At 41.4% G+C, this 17039-nt stretch carries 17 protein-coding genes; 6 read left to right on the top strand and 11 right to left on the bottom strand.

Going from position 1 to position 17039, the window contains the following annotated elements:
• The first annotated feature begins 255 nt into the window (after positions 1 to 255).
• A complete protein-coding gene (locus B9Y69_RS02595) occupies positions 256 to 849 on the top strand; it encodes a YceI family protein (RefSeq protein WP_085471437.1) in 594 nt (197 codons plus the stop codon).
• A gap of 30 nt (positions 850 to 879) precedes the next feature.
• Here the strand turns inward: B9Y69_RS02595 and B9Y69_RS02590 are convergent, their stop codons facing one another.
• The 7 genes from B9Y69_RS02590 to B9Y69_RS02560 all read right to left on the bottom strand — a co-directional run bounded on the left by B9Y69_RS02590 (position 880) and on the right by B9Y69_RS02560 (position 7251).
• A complete protein-coding gene (locus B9Y69_RS02590) occupies positions 880 to 1494 on the bottom strand; it encodes an HAD family hydrolase (protein WP_085471436.1) in 615 nt (204 codons plus the stop codon).
• Positions 1495 to 2226, bottom strand: coding sequence for an HAD family hydrolase (locus B9Y69_RS02585; RefSeq protein WP_234991060.1), 732 nt, complete (start codon positions 2224 to 2226; stop codon positions 1495 to 1497).
• 2 nt (positions 2227 to 2228) lie between these two features.
• Entirely contained in the window at positions 2229 to 3260 is a 1032-nt protein-coding gene (locus tag B9Y69_RS02580) for a lysylphosphatidylglycerol synthase transmembrane domain-containing protein (RefSeq protein ID WP_085471435.1), read from the bottom strand.
• Positions 3250 to 4200 carry a CDP-alcohol phosphatidyltransferase family protein gene (locus B9Y69_RS02575; protein ID WP_234991056.1) on the bottom strand — a complete coding sequence of 317 codons (951 nt, stop codon included), beginning with the start codon at positions 4198 to 4200 and terminating at the stop codon, positions 3250 to 3252. Before B9Y69_RS02575 ends, B9Y69_RS02580 begins: the two co-directional genes overlap by 11 nt.
• Positions 4190 to 5080: an ATP-grasp domain-containing protein gene (locus B9Y69_RS02570; protein ID WP_085471433.1), complete on the bottom strand. Its 891-nt coding sequence runs from the start codon at positions 5078 to 5080 to the stop codon at positions 4190 to 4192. The genes B9Y69_RS02575 and B9Y69_RS02570 overlap by 11 nt, the downstream gene beginning before the upstream one ends.
• Position 5081: 1 nt before the next feature.
• Positions 5082 to 5807, bottom strand: a complete 726-nt coding sequence (locus B9Y69_RS02565; RefSeq protein WP_085471432.1) for a nucleotidyltransferase family protein — start codon at positions 5805 to 5807, stop codon at positions 5082 to 5084.
• A gap of 115 nt (positions 5808 to 5922) precedes the next feature.
• Positions 5923 to 7251 carry an inositol-3-phosphate synthase gene (locus B9Y69_RS02560; protein ID WP_085471431.1) on the bottom strand — a complete coding sequence of 443 codons (1329 nt, stop codon included), beginning with the start codon at positions 7249 to 7251 and terminating at the stop codon, positions 5923 to 5925.
• Between the two features lie 502 nt (positions 7252 to 7753).
• Here B9Y69_RS02560 and B9Y69_RS02555 point away from each other — a divergent pair.
• From B9Y69_RS02555 to B9Y69_RS02535, 5 genes are read left to right on the top strand one after another with little or no spacing between them, the layout of a single operon-like run.
• Complete coding sequence (locus B9Y69_RS02555) at positions 7754 to 8503, top strand: methionine ABC transporter ATP-binding protein (RefSeq protein WP_085471430.1); 750 nt, start codon at positions 7754 to 7756, stop codon at positions 8501 to 8503.
• Positions 8504 to 8514: 11 nt separating this feature from the next.
• Positions 8515 to 9171: a methionine ABC transporter permease MetI gene (metI, locus tag B9Y69_RS02550; protein WP_085471429.1), complete on the top strand. Its 657-nt coding sequence runs from the start codon at positions 8515 to 8517 to the stop codon at positions 9169 to 9171.
• A gap of 6 nt (positions 9172 to 9177) precedes the next feature.
• On the top strand, positions 9178 to 9996 hold the full coding sequence (locus B9Y69_RS02545) for a MetQ/NlpA family lipoprotein (RefSeq protein ID WP_085471428.1): 819 nt from the start codon (positions 9178 to 9180) through the stop codon (positions 9994 to 9996).
• 10 nt (positions 9997 to 10006) lie between these two features.
• Positions 10007 to 10294 carry a hypothetical protein gene (locus B9Y69_RS02540; RefSeq protein WP_085471427.1) on the top strand — a complete coding sequence of 96 codons (288 nt, stop codon included), beginning with the start codon at positions 10007 to 10009 and terminating at the stop codon, positions 10292 to 10294.
• Positions 10295 to 10296: 2 nt separating this feature from the next.
• Positions 10297 to 11181 (top strand): DUF72 domain-containing protein, encoded by an 885-nt coding sequence (locus B9Y69_RS02535; RefSeq protein WP_085471426.1) that lies wholly within the window; start codon positions 10297 to 10299, stop codon positions 11179 to 11181.
• Here the strand turns inward: B9Y69_RS02535 and B9Y69_RS02530 are convergent.
• From B9Y69_RS02530 to B9Y69_RS02515, 4 genes are all read right to left on the bottom strand, one after another.
• On the bottom strand, positions 11178 to 12833 hold the full coding sequence (locus B9Y69_RS02530; RefSeq protein WP_085471425.1) for a GLPGLI family protein: 1656 nt from the start codon (positions 12831 to 12833) through the stop codon (positions 11178 to 11180). The genes B9Y69_RS02535 and B9Y69_RS02530 overlap by 4 nt on opposite strands.
• 112 nt (positions 12834 to 12945) lie before the next feature.
• Positions 12946 to 13413 carry a hypothetical protein gene (locus tag B9Y69_RS02525; protein WP_144036487.1) on the bottom strand — a complete coding sequence of 156 codons (468 nt, stop codon included), beginning with the start codon at positions 13411 to 13413 and terminating at the stop codon, positions 12946 to 12948.
• A gap of 91 nt (positions 13414 to 13504) precedes the next feature.
• The gene (locus B9Y69_RS02520) at positions 13505 to 14641 is read right to left on the bottom strand and encodes a serine hydrolase domain-containing protein (RefSeq protein WP_085471423.1); all 1137 of its coding nucleotides are present in this window, start codon (positions 14639 to 14641) and stop codon (positions 13505 to 13507) included.
• Positions 14642 to 14741: 100 nt separating this feature from the next.
• Positions 14742 to 16955 carry an NADP-dependent isocitrate dehydrogenase gene (locus B9Y69_RS02515; RefSeq protein WP_085471422.1) on the bottom strand — a complete coding sequence of 738 codons (2214 nt, stop codon included), beginning with the start codon at positions 16953 to 16955 and terminating at the stop codon, positions 14742 to 14744.
• Between the last annotated feature and the right edge of the window lie 84 nt (positions 16956 to 17039).

Below are 17039 nucleotides of genomic sequence, written 5' to 3'. Positions count from 1 at the left end.
CACCCTGCAAAAATTCCTAGCGACGAGGTTTGGTTACTTTTTCGGCAAAAAGTAACATGCCTCTCCGGCATAGAGGAGAACCGAGAGTAAGAGCGTTAAGAAGGTAGAAAGTTAAAGCGTTAGAGGAGAACTGAGAATTAGATAAAGGTTAAAAAAGCAAACAATTTCAATATTTTTTCACTTCTTATCATAGGTCAATGCTTATGTTTCCTGGAATGGAGAGCTTTGTCTTCAGAAAATAAAAACAAAAAGAATATGAAGAATCTATTGAAACTCGTTGCGGCTGTTGCCGTGTTATTGAACGTCTCTTTTGCGCAGGTGAAATGGTCTGTAGACCCTGCTCACACCAATACTAGATTTGAGGTAAAACACCTTGGTATTGCTCTTATTGACGGTCAGTTCAAAAAATTAGAAGGAAATGTTGAAACAAAGACTGGCGACAGCTTTGATGGTGCAACCATCAATTTCACTATCGATGTAAGCAGCATTGACACTCGTATTGAAGCGCGTGACAACCACTTAAAAAGTGATGATTTTTTTAATGCTGAAAAATTCCCTACAATAACCTTGAAAAATGGTATCCTGAAAAAAGGTAAAAAAGGAGAATATACCTTGACAGGAGATTTAACCATACGTGACGTAACGAAAAAAGTTGTTTTCGACGTGGTGCAAAACAATGGTATCATTACCGATCCTTGGGGAATGACACGTGCTGGCTTTACAGCGAAGACAAAAATCAATCGCTTAGAGTACAACGTTAAGTACAATGATCTTTTGCCAACAGGCGTACCGGCTGTTGCTTCCGATGTAAGCATTGTTGTAAATGCTGAAATCGTTAAACAGAAATAACAAAAAATCCCGCCAAATAGGCGGGATTTTTTATACATGATCTATTCGGATAGACTGCATCCCCGCAGCTGTCGCTGATGCCACACCGGGCGCCCCATCTTCAAAGACTAAGCACTTCTCCGGTAACACACCAAGCTGTTCCGCTGCCGCTAAAAAAGGATCCGGATACGGTTTGCCCCGCAAGGTATCCCCGGCACACACCGTTACTTCTACCAGCCTATCGATTCCCAAGACCTTTAACGTCTTCTCTACCGATTCTCGGGCGCCGCCAGAAACAACAGCAATTCGCACTTTACCCACATGCTGCTCCAAGTGTGCGACCACAAATGGAATAGCCACAACGCGATCCAAATAGTGATCGACATACAGACGATGTCTTCTTTCTGCAAAAACAACCGGATCCATCGCCACGTTATACCGTTTATTTATTTCGCGTACCACATCCACCACTGGCCAACCCGCCAATTCATCAATGATCTGTCCATCAATCTGCACCCCCATCTCTGCTGCCAAATCAACATAGGTCTCCGTATGTAATGGCATATTATCCGCTAACGTACCGTCACAGTCATACAAAAAGGCCTGATAGTCGCCCGCTGAAAGCGCTGTAAGCTTACTTAGTTTATGTAGATTTACCTCGTCCATCTATTTAACCAGTAGCTTGTCAAACATCAAAACTAACTCTGCAATGTCATATATCACATAATCCGCCTCTATTGGCCCTGTTCCACCCTCTTCGTCGCCAGTCCAAGCTGCTCCCTTAAACCAAACGGTTTGGCAACCACAAGCTTTAGCAGGAACAATATCCTTCGCAAAAGAGTCACCAATTACTAAACAGCGCTCTGGAGACAATCCCAACGCAGCTACGCCTAAATTATAGATTGCAGGATCGGGTTTCCGTACACCAACCACGGCAGATTCTATTACCGCATCAAAATAATCCAGAAGACCAAAATCTTCCAAAACAGCATGTAAGTTCCCATAAAAATTAGAAACCATAACCATCGGAATTTGCCCACGCAACATATCCAAAACTTCCTTCGCCTTTTTCACATGCTCACTCGCCAGGAAATAACCATCCCAGGCAATAGCTGTGATAAGCTCCCTACTGAGGGAAATTTCCTGCTGTTGCAAATACTCAAATTGCGCCTCCACCTTTGTTTGTAAAACCTCCTGAAAGTTAAAGGTTGGCAAAATCAATCGCGAAGTTGCCATCTTTCGCTCCGCATACACGTAGGCGGCATTAAAAGCTTCTCTTTCAATCTTTAAACCTGCCTTTTGATAAAGCTGCCAGATTACCTCACCCCAGTGCTGCCCATTGGAATCTAGTGTTCCACCATAATCAAACAATACGCCTTCAATATCTTCTATCTGCATAATTATATTTCGTCAATACTCATCTTTTCTTCCATTTGCGGCACACGCTTTCGCTTTGTCCATGTCATCATAAATAACCCTATAGCGATCCAAACACATTCTCGAATACGGGTAGCAATTCCTATAAAAACGCCGATATCAGCAGCATACCCAATACTGGCCATCGCCATGGCCATACCTCCTTCTCGTGTCCCCAGCTGCATAGGCAGAAAAAATATAAGATTCGCAAACAAGGAAGAGCCAGAGCTCACCAACAACGATTCCATATAAGTCATCTCCACCCCGACAGCATGCGCAATAAAATAGATTTCAGCACACCCCACCACGCGGGCAAAAAACTCCCATGCCAATGCCGAATAAAACTTACTGCGTCGTCCAGAGTACAAATTACTGACCTGTCGATCTATATCCTCCAGCAAATCATGCTTTTCCTCACCCAGCTTTTTCATCTTAGCACCAATCAGTGGAAATCTGGACAAAACCGATACTGAGCTTACAGCAATACCATGCTGATATACCTTAGCAAACCACCCTCCAAGAAGAATAGCCATTAGTAAAATAAGCACACAAGCTATTAACACCGTTGTATTTATCGGAACAAACCAAATAATAAGCCCTACCGACAACACCCAAAACACCAAATGCGATAAGATATGCATCATGGTATATAACAAAACTGAGGATCCAGCCTTTGCACCACCTACATAACGCTTTAATTCCATGATTCGGTATGGCTCTCCACCTAAAGCAACAAAGGGCGTGATATAATTTATAGAAAAACCGCTGACAATCAGCTGAAAAATTTTCCCAAACGGCACAAAAGTTTTCGGATTATTTTTTTCGACCACGATATCCCGCAAGGCCATTGCATTCATCAGGTAGATGACCAACCAACTTAATAATACAGGAATAAACCACCACCCTGTCGCTAAAAGACTAGACCAAATCTCTTCTACGCCTAGTTTATAAATCATATACCCGAGGGTTACGATCCCCAGCACAAAGAAAAAAACTTTGTAAATATTATTGCGCATATTTATTTTCTGTAGCTATCTTCTTGACAAAAAAGGAACTGACCTGCTCTTGACGCCAAACCATGTAGATTAAAATTGGGGTTAGTACCAAAATATCAAAAACGAAATATAACCAAACCTGATCGATAAACAACCATAGAAACAAGAAAATAACACGGGTATTGAACTGGACGATATTGGTGTACTTCATTAACGGTTTATTCATAGACCGAAAATCAGTAACCAGCTGCATAGGTAACTGTCCGCTAAAATTAGTTTTGACAAGCGATAACAGCTTTTGTAAGTTCGGCGACAGGTTTTCTTGCATTCGGGTATAATTTGTATAACCATTCAAGACAAATTTCGAAAAGAAATTCTTCGTCCAACTCAGTTTATCCAAATCAGCCTGTAAGCTTTTTGTATTGTCAAGTTCACTCCCTGACTCTCCCTTAATAAAAAAGAGATGAACATTACGGTAATAATCTGCCATGGCCGACTGAAAAACATGTGCAACTCCGGCCAATACACCCGGGACCCAAATCCAGGCAGACCAACCGTCATTCATCAACCGTAAACATAAAGCTATATGGATGGATGCAAACCAAAAATCTCCTGCAAAACCATCTAAGATACGTCCGAAACGACTCTTATTGTCCGTCATCCGTGCCAGCTGTCCATCTGCAGAATCTAAAGAATTTGCAAATATCAGTAGCAACATCCCTATGATATTCGTTCCTAAATCAGGGTAGTAAAATAAAATGCCTGCCGCAACTCCAAAAAATATACTAATGATCGTTACCGCATTTGGCGTGATGCCCACCTTAGCACAAAACTGAGCAATTCTAAAGCCAATAGGTCTATAAAACCAAATATCGATCCGTTCTTCCGTGTCGTTCGATTTTAGGGATTGTACAAAAGCGCTTTCAGGTAGGTCGATGTTTGAATTTTCTTTAATCTTCATGTAAATAGGTTTCTTCCTTTGCATCGTTAGCAGTAAAATAATCAAATAAAAATTGAGCTATCGCCCGACTGGCTTCATTCCGACATGGCGCAAAACTAGGCCAATCATTAAGGTCTATAATATGAAAAGTTCCATCCGAACCCACGATAGCATCACCGCCATAAATATGAACACCAAGCACCGACGCAGCCTGATCGGCACTTCGTTTCAGGTCTTCTATATTAAACGGATAATGTAACGTTTCCCCATTAATAGACTCATAATTTGTGTACTTATGATGATTATGATCGTACGGATAAAACCAGTGAAAGAAATTTGTCCCTCGCACCGCATAAAACTTAAGGAGGTCCCCAACGAGATGCTCCGAAAGAACGGCCTCTGTTATTCCACGCAGCGCATATTCGTTTAGGATAGACTGTGCCTCTTCCACGGAAGTTGCAAAGGTTACATCTTCCTTGTGGATGGCATGAAAGTCGCCTCGTTTAATCCATACGCCAGGTCCTCCAAATGCGGCTACGATGTCACTAATATCTGTGGTCGTATCAACCACCAAGCTCTTCGGATAGGGAACGCCTTCAGCCAATAACTTCAACGTCATATTTTTGCGAAAGCAATTCTCAATCCCATAACCTGAATTGAGCACGATCTTCCCTTGATCTTCTAGTGACTGTAAACGTTTAACGAGTGATTTAGTACGTCCCATAGTAATAATCAACTCTTGTTCCACCACTTCCCTTGCCATAAAGGCTTCTTCATCACAGACCTCCAAATGTCCGCCTTTTAAGAGCAGTTCTTGACTTACCATATCAAAGATGGCCGCATCATTACCAACATGATTCGGTGAAAAGTAGCCTTTTCTTTTTATTCCTAATACTTTCATCTCAATACTGTATAGGTTTTTCTCCAATTTCAGCTAAAAACACTTCAGCGGCATCCCTATCTTTAAGATGATCCACATCCACGATTTTACCAAAACGATGCGCACGAACCTCCAATTGTTGTTCCAGTAAATAACGTTGATAATTACGCATCCTCGTATTGCCGCTCGCGACACTTTCCGCCACGCAGTCGAGGGCTCTTCGTCGCAGCCCGTAAATCCCTCCGGAGACATGCGTCATCTCCCCTGTATTCGAATCCGCAAATGACTCTACTTCCATATATTCATTTACGCCGACATACAACGGACTCTCATCATCAACAAACGAAGTCACCCCCATGTAGGCATCGACCCGTGGATGGTAGGTAAAAGCGTTGAGATAATCGATAAAATCGCGTTCGCTGAACACCGTATCCGTGGTCGTAACACAAATGGCATTCCACTGTGGATTAACTTTTACAAGCTCATAAAGGCTATGCAATGAGCTCTCCGTATCCTTTACATAAAGTACTATAGGAACCTTAAAATCATGCTCCTGCAAAAAGTCGATTAACTCCTGCGATTGACTATTGACAATGATATGAATTCGCTTCGCATACTGACTTGCAAAGATTCCGATAAGGCGTTCAATCATCGGAATACCAAACAAAGGCAGTAGCGGCTTTGGCAGTGTGTGTCCCTCTTCTTTTAGGCGCGAGCCCTCGCCCGCAGCAATTATTGCATACTCCATAGGTTAAAAACAGGTTGTTATAAAAAACGTTTCCTAACTACAAAATTCTTTTAAAGAAAGTGCATACCGCTTTCAGGGCATGCATCTCCTTTAAAAAAGTCCTCGCGTGGATCCGTTATTGCATACTCTCCACAAGGTCTTGGTAATAATCCAACCCTAAGTGTGTAATCAGATCCTCTCCCATTATATGGCGAAGCGTGTTCTGCAACTTCATCAGTTGTTTAAAAATATCATGTTCTGCCGGTAATCCTGGAGCCGTTTGTGGGGATTTTAAATAGAATGAAAGCCATTCTTGAATACCGTACATATCTGCACGCTGCGCTAAATCTATGAAAAGGGCTAAATCTAATACGATGGGAGCTGCAAGGATAGAATCCCGACACAAAAAGTTAATCTTGATCTGCATCTTATATCCCATCCATCCAAAAATATCAATGTTATCCCAAGATTCTTTGTTATCACCATGCGGAGGGTAATAATTGATCCGTACCTTGTGATATAGATCACCGTATAATTCTGGGTTTTTATCTGCATCTAAGATTTCTTCCAAGACCGATAATTTAGAAACCTCTTTGGTTTTAAAGTTCTCGGGATCATCAAGCACAAGCCCATCTCTATTTCCCAGAATATTTGTTGAAAACCAACCCTCAACCCCTAATGCTCTAGCTTGTAAGCCGGGGGCAACAATAGTTTTCATTAAGGTTTGTCCTGTTTTAAAGTCTTTCCCGGCAATAGCGACCCGGTTTTGAGTGGCTAGCTCTACAATCGCTGGTACGTCACAGGTTAAATTTGGCGCGCCATTAACATAAGGAACCCCTTCTAACAATGCGGCATAACAGTAGATCATACTTGGCGGGATACGTTGATCATCCTGATCCAAAGCAGCCTCTAGTTTGGCCAATGAAGAAAATAAATCGTCCGATTCAATGTACTTCTCCGTAGAACCACACCAGACAATGACCACCCTGTCTAATCCGTTATCTGCAATAAAGCCACGAATATCAGCACGAACTGCCTCCACCAACTCTCGACGGCTCAATCCTGTTTTGATATGGTTTCCATCTAGGTTTTTCACAAAATTACGATCGAAAACAGCTTTCATTGGCTGAATAGCTTCCAACGTTTCCCGAACAGCATCTAACTGGTGCTGCTCAATAACTTTTGCTTTCGAAGCTGCTTCATACACGTTATCCGCATAAACGTCCCAACCACCGAACACAATATCCGTTAGTTTCGCTAATGGTACAAAATCCTTAATCAAAGGGTTCCTATTATCCGTACGTTTTCCCAAACGAATATGCCCAAGCTGAGCAACGGAACCAATAGGTTTAGAGAAACCTTTGTTAATAGCAGCAACCCCTGCAATCAGTGTTGTAGCTACTGCGCCTAGTCCAGGCATCAAAATACCTAATTTACCTTCGGCCTCTTTTACATTTTTCTTCATGATTTCAAATGGCAATGATTAATAAATGAATAAAATTAACACCGTAAATATTGGAGTAATAATTCAATGAATTGTTAAAATAACGTAAATATTTGACCATATTGATTAAATAGTTAAATGTTCAAAAAAAATCAATTGGTTACGGGATGCAATAAAATAAGCACATGTCCCTTATATTGAAATTGCTTACCATCTGCGTCCTCAACTTCCAGCAGATAAAAATACGTCCCTGTATTTAACCCGCTTCCTTGCCATTTGTTTTATTAATAAACATTCAAAATATAATATGGTCATTACATTATATTCTAAAATTAAAAACCACAAAACACAGAACACAACGTTCTACAACATTCCCGCTCGCAGTGTTTTTGACCGTAATAGAAGGAAGATAATCTGAGTTTCTGGTCTTTTGGCAAAAAAACGACTAAACAAATAGATTACTTTTAAATCTTAACTTCTATCTTTGCAACATAGTATAGTTTAGGTTATATTGCTTGCGATAATGATAAGGTTAGAGAACATCCATAAAACTTTCTTAAAAAAACACCATAAGATAGAAGCCCTGCGAGCAATCAATTTGCAGGTAGACAAGGGAGATATCTTTGGTATCATCGGTTACTCTGGCTCTGGTAAGAGTACATTGGTACGTACCATCAATCTGCTAGAACGTCCAGATAAAGGGGCTGTCTATTATAAAGATGTGGAGATTTCTGCCTTTTCTGAAAACCAGTTGATCCCGTACCGTCACAAGATCGGGATGATCTTTCAACAATTTAATTTGTTGGCATCTGCTACAGTTTTCGACAATATTGCACTGCCACTTCGTCTTCAAGGCATCGATTCAGCCGCCATATCGACCAAAGTAAATGAGCTTTTGGTTTTGATCGGTTTGCAGGAAAAGAAAGAGGACTACCCATCTAGTTTATCGGGCGGACAGAAACAGCGTGTAGCCATCGCCCGTGCGATTGCGTCCGATCCGGAGGTGCTCCTCTGCGATGAAGCCACCAGTGCGTTGGATCCGCAGACAACACGAACGATACTCGCCCTCTTGCAGGAGATTAATCAACGTCTGGGCATTACCATTGTTCTGATCACCCACGAAATAGAGGTTGTACGAGCTATCTGCAATAAAGTAGCCGTTATTTCTAACGGCGAGATAGTCGAACAAGATAGTGTCGAGAATGTTTTCGCTCAACCACAGTCCGCTATAACACGCGAATTACTGAATCCAAGTTTAAGTTTACATCAATAAAATAAAGATATATGTCTGAATCTACCTACTGGTTATTAGCAAAAGGTATGGGCGAAACGCTTTACATGACCTTTACGGCCGGTTTTTTCAGCTTCCTCATCGGTTTACCGCTCGGTATTTTTCTATTCCTAACGCGTGAACGTCAACTACTTGAGAGTCCGGGTTGGAACCGCGTTCTCTCTTTTTTCGTCAATATATTCCGGTCCATCCCCTTTATTATTCTTATTGTGTGGATGATTCCCTTTACACGACTTATTGCCGGCACTTCGATTGGAATGAACGCAGCCATTGTACCACTCAGCATTGGCGCCAGTCCTTTTGTTGCCCGTTTAGTGGAAAACAGCTTATTGGAGATTCCTTATGGCGTAATAGAGGCGGCTCGATCGATGGGCGCGACAACATTTCAGATCATCCGTAAAGTCCTTATACCGGAAGCACTGCCTTCCTTAATCAACAATGCCTCATTGACCTTAATCACCTTGGTCGGTTATTCGGCAATGGGTGGTGCTGTAGGTGCTGGCGGCCTTGGCCATATCGGTTACCAATATGGTTATGTCGGTTATGACGCGTTCATCATGAATACCGTACTTATCCTGTTAATCTTAATTGTTTTCCTTATACAATTCACTGGGGATCGTCTTTCCCGCTATGTTGACCACAGAAAATAAAAACAAATGAAGAAGATATTCCTAAAAAAAATTGCTTACGCAGCACTTGCGATTACCTTAGTTTCATGCGGTTCTAGCACAAAAAACACCAATACATTGCGTGTCGGTGTACAGGCTGGCCCCGAGTATAAATTAGCTGAAGCAGCGAAAAAAGAAGCGAAAGAAAAACATAATCTGGATGTAGAGCTTATTTCTTTTACAGACTACATTATGCCCAATGAAGCCCTACAGCAGAAGGATATTGATGTCAACGTTTTTCAAACCGTTCCCTATTTAGAGGAGCAATCGAAAAACAGAGGGTATCAATTCGCTGTGGTCGGTAATACCTTTGTGTATCCAATGGCTGGATATTCTAAAAAAATAAAAAGTATCAGTGAGCTGAAGAAGGATGATACCATTGTGATTCCAAACGACCCTAGCAACTTAGGGCGTGCTTTGTTGCTTTTGCAGCAAGTTGGCCTGATTAAATTAAAGGCTGATGTAGGCCTGTTGCCTACGCAACGTGATATCATCGAGAATAAAATTGGATTTAGCATCCTAGAGCTAGAAGCACCACAATTGCCACGCACCTTGGACGACAATAAAGTTACCGTAGCGATCATCAATAATAATTTTGCGGCCAGCAATAATTTTGTAGCGAAGCGAGATGGAATTTTTATGGAAGATGAGAAATCGCCATACGTTAATATCATTGTGTCACGTAAAGACAATGCGATGGACGAGAAAGTGCACAAGTTCGTAAAAGCATACCAATCGGAAGCTGTAGCGAAAGCGGCGGAGGAAGAATTTAAAGGCGGAGCTGTTCAAGGCTGGTTATCGAAGTAATAAATAGGCTATGAAACCAAAAACTATTATTTCAAGTATTATTCTGGCGCTGCTGATCGTGATTCTTTTTAACAATAAGGAGGAAGCTTCATTTTGGTTGTTTGGCGAAATTCGCACCTCTAAACTCTTTATTATCGGAACATTTTTCCTTATCGGACTTGTTACCGGCGGACTTGTTTTTCGTCGCCGCAGCAAGCACCCGAAAGAGTACAGTGTGAGTAATGGAAATCAGCCTGATACCGATTTTATCGACGATGGGCTAACGGATGAGGATCGTAAATTTTTAGGTAAGGAGTAAACATGAAATTCGGACAAGTAAACAATCCGGAGGCGATTGATTTCACGCTTCCTCCAACAAGCAAAGTAAGTCTCGAAGTGCTCGAGCATTACCAAAGCGATACTCCTTTTGAGGCCTATGTAGGCTGTGCAAAATGGAACAAGACTGACTTAAAAGGATTTTACCCACGCGGCACCAAAGATGAACTGGCATATTACTCGAGGCAGTTTAATGCGATTGAGCTCAACGCTACCTTCTATAACTCGCCTTCCAAAGAACAGGTAGAGACTTGGCGCGATAAAACACCAGATGGATTTAAGTTCTTTCCAAAAATCCCACAATCGGTAAGCCATTATAGCCGCCTACTGAATACCAACGATAAGATTAAAGCGTTTGTCGATTCGACCGCTCTTTTTAAAGAAAAAATGGGAATGGCATTTTTGCAAATGCACGATAATTATAAGCCGAAAGATTTTGATCGACTGGCGCATTTCTTACATGATTTCCCCAAAGATTACCCACTAGCCCTTGAGGTTAGAAATGAAGAATGGTTTAAGGACGAAGTAACCCGCGAAAAGCTCTATAAATTATTAGAGGAAACCGGAACAACGAATGTCCTGGTCGATACGGCCGGACGCAGGGATATGCTACATATGCGCCATACAACCAATAGCGCTTTTGTTCGTTATGTTGGTGCCAATCACCCATCAGATTATGATCGTCTCCTGGATTGGGTTCAGGTGATAAAGGACTGGAAAGCCGCCGGCCTGCAGCGCCTCTATTTCTTTATTCACCAAAACCTCGAAGTGGAATCTCCGCTATTAGCGGCTCATTTTATTACGCATCTTAATAAGGAGATTGGCACAACACTAAACATTCCGAATAAAGGACAACTGGGGCTGTTCTAGTATAACAACACCCCAGATACATTCCAAAAGCTGAAACTAGAGCCTTCTGGTTCCCCTTGTGGAATTTTAACACGAATCGTATGTTTCCCGGCTTTCAAGTCGCCTAAGTTGATATAGTTCGGGTTCGTAATTGTACCCGGACACCAATTGGAGCGGCTGAGGTCGGAAGAGGACAATCCATTTTGGAAATTGCCGGAAACCGGATTGTACAAACGGTATGAACCACAATCTGTACGCCACGGCGTAAAGCTAAATACAACCTTATCGTCTAATAGAATAGTGTTTTCTTTGGGGACAAACTCGTCACCATTGCCCCAACCACCGTGACCGGTTGTGATATAGCGCAGCTGTACATTCTTGGTATCCTCTGGAAGATCGAACGATATTTCTAATCCTTTTTCCTCACTAAAGAACGTCGCATACGTTTGTCCACCCATCTCCATCACATTGGTGGTATTAAATATGGACATTACTTGGGGAGATGCCATTCTTGAACTACCGGGATGAATGGTAAGTTCCAGGCTGACCCGATGCCCGCCTTTATCATAATTACCTATATATGTACCGATATACACTTCCTTACCAGACATCACGGATAAAAACTCAGAAACATCTTGCCGATAAATGGACGAATCTTGCCACGTCTTTCCCTTCAACGTTAATCGATCGTTAAAATGAGAAACGCCAAATGGTGTAAAGAAACGCATTAACTCATAGACGGGTGAAAAACCTGCTGTACGCACCATTCCGGGATATTCCTTTCCGTCTCCATTACTATACTTCGGTAATGTCTGCATGCCATTCTTCATCCCATCTAGAAACGAAGTGGCTTGATCTTCAGCAATCATAAACACCGAACCAGTACGATCGTAGGCGTCTCCATTCGATTTCTCGATTAACTGTACAAATGCCTGACTATTTGTATCTAATTTTGGGACTTTTACTTTTTTCAAAATCACCGTACCGCTCGCAAAACGCAGGATACTATCCTGTTTTGGTTGATCGACAAAGTTGATTTGCTCATCTTGAAAAATCGGGATATGAATGAAGCGACTCTTCCATACGATATCCTGATACGTAGGACCATCTACTACTTCATCAAATTTTGGTAAAGCAACATGGTTAGGGATTCTTTTAATCTTTTCCGCTTTCGTGGCAGTTATCTTTGTATTTCCGTTACGGACATATTCCAAAACAAAGCCCAGCTGTTGCCCTAACTCGTTGGGTGCCCCCTGTACACCGAGTTCATCTGTATACCAAAGCTCAATGGTATTAGAATTAACGGAAGTGGTGGCTTTTTTACAGGTATATCCTAAAATAACTTTTGTTTCATTTGTTAAATTATAGGTACTTTTTCCAAGTAGGGCCAGATCCTTTGTGACAAGTTGTTTATCTGCCGAAAAGTTCATCTGCTTAAAGTAGGCCGCGTTATTCCGGTCAATATAATAGGTTTCATAAGGATACTTCGCCTGCGATTGTGTGGCACGATCTGTTGTAATAATGGTTTGATCTTTATCAGCGAACACAAGTAATGGATCTTCTGCACTTTGGACTTTGTCATTGTAGCTTCGTTGAAAAGTGACCTTCCACCCTTGTGCGCTAACCTGCATTGAAATAAAAAGGCACACGAGTGTGACGATATTCTTTATCATAAATAAATGGTTTTAGCAAAGTGCTAAGATAAAGAAACTGTCCAAAAATTAGGCATAGAAAAGATACGTCAAGAAAATTTTACGGTTGACAAATAGTTAGGTCGCCTATCGTTTATCGTCCAAGTAGTCCTAACTCTTCATTGGTATACATCTTGGCGCCCTTCAAGTAATTATAAAGCAGATCTTTTGTGCTTTTATCATTGAGTTTATATAGGTTATCTCGGAGAAATACTTTGTCCTCATCAATATGACCCTTATACCCCAAATATGAAGGAATATAATACTGAATACAAAGGCGGATATAGCGCAGCTCGACATTGGAGGGATTGCTTGCAATCTCCTTTTCGAGCATATTTTTACCATTTTTAAAGTAGCCCATCTTTTTAAAGGGATTTCCACTATGCTTTGCCATAAACATGTGGTAGGCCGCTTCATACCCTCGTTCAACAGGACTATCGGCATACTTTTCTAACGCTTCCAGATGTTTTTTGCACGTTTCCTCATCCTTATGCCCTACTTTAAAATCCTTCCGTATGTCGGCTATCTTTAAACCTTGTCCAAACAATGTTGTTATGCACACTATTTGAAACATGAAAAAGCAAATACATGTCGCTCTCATAATGCTGCCTATTTTTTGGTTATTGATTGATAAGATAGTAAAACAACATCAATTATTCAATTAAGGTTTTATATAAATAATTTATTGTTTTGGCAGAAAGCGCCACAAACCCATTTTCATAGGTAGGCACACAACCATTTGTAACAACCACAAATCCATATTTTTTCGTAGGGTTAAAGAACATCGCACTATATAAGCCATAAGCAGATCCCGTATGACCGACCAAGTGTATACCTGGGATTAAATTTTCTGTTTCCAAAAGAGCCAAGCCGTAACCTTCTTTATCGGACAATTTTGTTTGCATTATCTTGGCACTCTTCTCCTTTAATATCCGCTTCTTTCCTACTTTACCATAGTTCATATGCATCCCCATATAGGTAGCCAAATCCTCGGGCGAAATTTTCATACCTCCGGTCGGTGAAAACACAGGTGTTGAATGTCCTACTGTATAATTTACAATCTCTTCAGACCGTGGGTTGTATGCCGCTGGTTGTGGAGAGAAGCTGTCGTTTTCCTTGCTGTATTCATAGAGTGTTGCAAATCGCTTTTGATCCAGCGAATCCACACAATAACCTGCACGAAGATGGAGTGGATCTAAAATCACCTTCTTTATATAGTTATCGAAACGTTGTCCAGTGGTCAATTCTAAGACGGCACCAACCATATTGAAATTTAAATTACAGTACTCGTATCCCGCTCCTGGCTCATATGTATTGTAAGATTTTGCCCAATTGGGATTTTTAGCCGGGTTGATGACATCTAAATCAAAATAGCCATTTCGATCGTTGATACTTGACGTATGGGATAAAACCATGCGCAAAGTAATTACCTTTTCTGGAAAATTGGGGTTACGAACCGGAAAGCCTATCAATGTCCCAAAATCATCATCTAACGAAAGTCTCCCCTGCTCTACCAATTGCATAATCGCAGTAGCAGAAAAAGACTTGGAAATAGAAGCTATCCGAAACAGATCCTGTGTACTTAACGGTTCCTTCTGTTCCAGATTTTTATAACCAATTGCCTCTTTATATATGGGTTTACCATCTTTGATGACAACAACAGCTAAACCAACGGCCTTAAATTCATCAGCAATAGTTTGTAATCCGCTGCGTAGATCGGTTTGTGCTCGTACAGCGCTTGTTATAGTCAACAAAAAGAAAAGGACCCAGGTCTTTGCGTTATGGTTCATAGTTTTAGATTTAACATGCACAAGTTAGCATTAAAAATGGGAGGATACAAAAAAATCCCTCGGCCAAATGACCGAGGGATTTCTCTTTTATAAGCAACGACTATAAAGCCGCAATAGCTGTATTTAATGTTGCTGAAGGACGCATCGCTTTTTCGGTCAACGCATCGCTCGGGAAGTAGTAACCACCAATTTCTTGTGGTTTTCCTTGTGCACCGATTAATTCTTCGTTGATTTTCGCTTCGTTAGCTGTCAAAGCATCTGCTAAACCTTTGAAACGAGCAGCTAGCTCAGCATCTTTCGTTTGCTTCGCTAATTCTTGCGCCCAGTATAAGGTTAAGTAGAAGTGTGAACCGCGGTTATCAATCTGTCCAACACGACGAGCTGGTGACTTGTCATTCGCTAAAAACAACGCATTCGCCTCATCTAACGCATCAGCAAGTACCTGCGCTTTTGTGTTGTTCTGTGTTTGCGATAAATGCTCCAATGAAGCTTGTAATGCTAAGAATTCGCCTAAAGAATCCCAACGCAAATAACCTTCTTCCACAAATTGCTCCACATGCTTCGGCGCAGAACCACCCGCTCCTGTTTCAAACAAACCACCACCATTCATCAACGGTACGATAGACAACATCTTGGCTGAAGTTCCTAGTTCTAAAATTGGGAACAAATCTGTCAAGTAGTCACGCAGTACGTTACCTGTTACCGAAATCGTGTCTTCACCTTTACGGATACGCTCTACCGAGAATAAAGTCGCTTCGATTGGTGCTAGAATACGGATATCTAAACCTGTCGTATCGTAGTTTGGTAAATATTTATTTACTTTTTTGATAATCTCTCTATCGTGTGCACGGTTTTCATCTAACCAGAAAACAGCTGGTGTATTCGACAAACGCGCACGGTTCACGGCTAATTTTACCCAATCTTGAATCGGTGCATCTTTCGTTTGACACATACGGAAGATATCACCTTCTTCTACCGCTTGTTCCATAAATACAGCTCCTTGTGCATCAACAACACGGATTGTACCTTTAGCTGCTGCCTGGAATGTTTTATCGTGTGAACCATATTCCTCTGCTTTTTGCGCCATCAAACCTACGTTTGGAACGGAGCCCATTGTGGTAGGATCATATGCACCATTCGCTTTACAGTCATCAATCACTGCCGTGTAAACACCAGCATAACAACGATCTGGAATAATAGCAATCGTATCTTGTGGCTTACCTTCTTTGTTCCACATTTGGCCAGAAGTACGGATCATAGCAGGCATCGAAGCATCTACGATTACGTCAGAAGGCACGTGTAAGTTGGTAATACCTTTGTCCGAGTTCACCATTGCTAAATCAGGACCATTGGCGATAGCTGCATCAATAGCCGCTTTAACCTCAGCCTCTTCCGGTTGGCCTGCAATCTTCGCATAAACCTCACCTAGACCGTTGTTTTTGTTGATTCCTAGAGAAGCGAACAACGCGCCGTATTTAGCGAACACATCTTTAAAGTATACTTCAACGATAGCACCAAAAATAATTGGATCCGATACTTTCATCATCGTCGCTTTTAAGTGTGCTGATAACAATACACCAGCAGCTTTAGCTTCATCGATCGTTTTGGCAACAAATGTTTTTAGCTTCGCACTACTCAAAACGGATGAATCAATAACCTCACCTGCTTTTAAGTTTGCTAAACCTTTCAGTTCTTTAACAGAACCATCAGCTGCAACAAACTCAATTTTAAATTGTGTGTCCTGCTCTACTGTTACGGATTTCTCTGTTGCGTAGAAATCACCTTCTGTCATCGAAGCTACTTTCGTTTTGCTTGCTGATGACCAAGCTCCCATAGAATGCGGATTTGCTTTCGCGTAGTTTTTCACCGCTTTTGGTGCACGACGATCGGAGTTACCTTCACGCAAAACCGGATTTACAGCTGATCCTAAAATTTTAGCGTAAGTTGCTTTAATAGTCTCTTCTTCCGCATTAGCTGGAGTATCTGGGTAGTTTGGAATATTGTAACCCGCCTTTTGCAACTCCGCAATGGCACCTTTCAACTGAGGAATAGAAGCCGAGATATTCGGTAATTTGATAATATTTGCCTCCGGTGTAGTGGCCAACTGGCCCAACTCCGCTAAAGCATCTGCTGTCTTCTGCTCAGCAGTAAGGTATGCATTAAAATTAGCGAGGATACGTCCTGCCAATGAAATATCTTTTAATTCAACTTCAATATCAGCAGTCTTAGCGAATGCTTGGACAATAGGTAAAAACGAATAGGTCGCCAACAAAGGTGCCTCATCAGTTTTTGTGTAAATAATTTTAGATGACATAGTTCTCTATTGAAAGATTATTAATTTTCTATGAATAAGTATTGATTTTTATCAATGGTATAGAGCCATTTACAAAATCCGTTT

This window comes from Sphingobacterium psychroaquaticum (assembly GCF_900177625.1).
Classification (GTDB): Bacteria; Bacteroidota; Bacteroidia; order Sphingobacteriales; family Sphingobacteriaceae; genus Sphingobacterium; species Sphingobacterium psychroaquaticum.
Note: the sequence above shows the minus strand (reverse complement) of the source record. Positions and strands in the feature narration are given on the sequence as shown.

Coding starts and splice junctions, on each gene's coding strand:
- B9Y69_RS02595 (WP_085471437.1), top strand. CDS start 256: ATGAAGAATCTATTGAAACTCGTTGCGGCTGTTGCCGTGTTATTGAAC.
- B9Y69_RS02540 (WP_085471427.1), top strand. CDS start 10,007: ATGAAACCAAAAACTATTATTTCAAGTATTATTCTGGCGCTGCTGATC.
- B9Y69_RS02535 (WP_085471426.1), top strand. CDS start 10,297: ATGAAATTCGGACAAGTAAACAATCCGGAGGCGATTGATTTCACGCTT.
- B9Y69_RS02560 (WP_085471431.1), bottom strand. CDS start 7,251: ATGAAGAAAAATGTAAAAGAGGCCGAAGGTAAATTAGGTATTTTGATG.
- B9Y69_RS02575 (WP_234991056.1), bottom strand. CDS start 4,200: ATGAAGATTAAAGAAAATTCAAACATCGACCTACCTGAAAGCGCTTTT.
- B9Y69_RS02515 (WP_085471422.1), bottom strand. CDS start 16,955: ATGTCATCTAAAATTATTTACACAAAAACTGATGAGGCACCTTTGTTG.
- metI (WP_085471429.1), top strand. CDS start 8,515: ATGTCTGAATCTACCTACTGGTTATTAGCAAAAGGTATGGGCGAAACG.
- B9Y69_RS02580 (WP_085471435.1), bottom strand. CDS start 3,260: ATGCGCAATAATATTTACAAAGTTTTTTTCTTTGTGCTGGGGATCGTA.
- B9Y69_RS02590 (WP_085471436.1), bottom strand. CDS start 1,494: ATGGACGAGGTAAATCTACATAAACTAAGTAAGCTTACAGCGCTTTCA.
- B9Y69_RS02530 (WP_085471425.1), bottom strand. CDS start 12,833: ATGATAAAGAATATCGTCACACTCGTGTGCCTTTTTATTTCAATGCAG.
- B9Y69_RS02545 (WP_085471428.1), top strand. CDS start 9,178: ATGAAGAAGATATTCCTAAAAAAAATTGCTTACGCAGCACTTGCGATT.
- B9Y69_RS02585 (WP_234991060.1), bottom strand. CDS start 2,226: ATGCAGATAGAAGATATTGAAGGCGTATTGTTTGATTATGGTGGAACA.
- B9Y69_RS02570 (WP_085471433.1), bottom strand. CDS start 5,080: ATGAAAGTATTAGGAATAAAAAGAAAAGGCTACTTTTCACCGAATCAT.
- B9Y69_RS02520 (WP_085471423.1), bottom strand. CDS start 14,641: ATGAACCATAACGCAAAGACCTGGGTCCTTTTCTTTTTGTTGACTATA.
- B9Y69_RS02565 (WP_085471432.1), bottom strand. CDS start 5,807: ATGGAGTATGCAATAATTGCTGCGGGCGAGGGCTCGCGCCTAAAAGAA.
- B9Y69_RS02555 (WP_085471430.1), top strand. CDS start 7,754: ATGATAAGGTTAGAGAACATCCATAAAACTTTCTTAAAAAAACACCAT.